Genomic DNA, 1,523 nt, shown 5'->3' with positions numbered 1-1,523 from the left:
CAATACCACTGACTTAAGGATCCTTGCTGGTAGGCTGCCTGTCCAGGAGGTGCCTGGATGCCACGCCCTGGGCAGGTCAAGCCGTCGACGGACGAGCGGTTGTCGGACCGGATCGCGATCGGACTGCTGACACGTACGTTCCCACCGGAGCTGGTGGACCGGATCGTGGAGGAGTGCGGCCGGACCGGGCAGCGCCAGCGGCTGCTGCCGCCACGGGTGGTCGTCTATTTCGTGCTGGCCATGTGCCTGTTCTCCGGGCAGGGGTATGAGGAGGTCGCGCGGCTGCTGACCGAGGGGCTGGCCTGGGCCAGGCGCTGGTCCGGGTCGTGGCAGGTTCCGACAACCGCGGCGATCTCCCGAGCCCGGGTCAAGCTCGGGCCTGAGGTCCTCAAGGCGCTGTTCGAGCAGACCGCCGGCCCTGTCGCGACTGAGGCAACTCCCGGTGCCTGGTACGGGCGTTGGCGTCTGATGGCCATCGACGGGACGACATTCGACGTGCCGGACAGTGAGGAGAACGACGCGCGGTTCGGCCGTCCCAAGACCCACCGCGGTGAGCGGTCGGCGTTCCCGCAGGTGAGGGTGGTGGCGCTGGCGGAGTGCGGCACCCACGCGATCACTCACGCGACCCTGGGCCCGTTTACCACTGCCGAGTCCGTGCTTGCGCGGGAGCTGTTCGACGCTCTGGGGCCTGACGATCTGCTGATGGCCGACCGGGGCTTCGCCGGCCTGGAGCAGTGGCGGGCCGCTGCGGCGGGCGGAGCGGACCTGCTGTGGCGTATCAGGTCCAATGCGGTCCTGCCCGTGCGACGGGAACTTCCCGACGGCTCCTACCTGTCCGACATCGCCGCCGCCGGGGACCGCAAGCGCGCCGACGCGGCCGTCGTGCGGGTCATCGAGTACACCCTGGATGACCCCGGCCGTCCGCGGCACACCGTCCCCTACCGGCTGATCACCACCATCCTCGACCACGAGTCCGCGCCCGCAACAGAGTTGGCGGCCCGCTACAACGAGCGGTGGGAGATCGAGACCGCGCTGGACGAGCTGAAGACCCACCAGCGCGGCCCCGCCCAGGTTCTGCGCTCTCGCTCACCCGAAGGCGTCGAGCAGGAGGTCTGGGGCCACCTACTCGTCCACCACGCGATCCGCCAGCTCATGCACACCGCCGCCCAGGACATCGGCGAGGACCCCGACCGGCTCTCCTTCACCCGTACCCTCCGCCTCGCGCGACGCCAAGTCGCCGCGCAGGCGGCCTTTTCCCCCTGACCGCCTGGCCGTAGCCCTCGCCGACGGGCTGCGCGAGATAGCCCGCCACCTCCTGCCCACCCGGCGCAGACGCTCCAACGCCCGCGTCGTCAAACGCAAGATGTCCAACTTCGGCGTCAAACGGGCGGACCACACACTCTGGCCGCAGCCCACCCGAGACCCGGTCGAAGCAGTCACCATCGCGCCGCACCACAAGACCGCCCCGATCAACCCACCCGTCACGCTCAGGCGATCCTGGGACTACTAAGTCACTGGTATTG

1 protein-coding gene is annotated in these 1,523 nt (G+C 69.5%); it reads left to right on the top strand.

The annotated features are described in order from the left end of the window. Positions 1–57: 57 nt before the first annotated feature. Positions 58–1,263 (top strand): IS4 family transposase, encoded by a 1,206-nt coding sequence (locus tag P3T37_RS36950; protein WP_280728346.1) that lies wholly within the window; start codon positions 58–60, stop codon positions 1,261–1,263. Positions 1,264–1,523: the final 260 nt, after the last annotated feature.

The sequence above is a fragment of the Kitasatospora sp. MAA4 genome, from assembly GCF_029893355.1.
Taxonomy (GTDB): domain Bacteria; phylum Actinomycetota; class Actinomycetes; order Streptomycetales; family Streptomycetaceae; genus Kitasatospora.
The sequence above is the reverse complement of the archived record's forward strand: the minus strand, read 5'-3'. Positions and strand labels throughout refer to the sequence as shown.

What these genes read in the sequence shown, in the direction of transcription:
- P3T37_RS36950 (WP_280728346.1), top strand. Translation starts at nt 58, where the DNA reads ATGCCACGCCCTGGGCAGGTCAAGCCGTCGACGGACGAGCGGTTGTCG.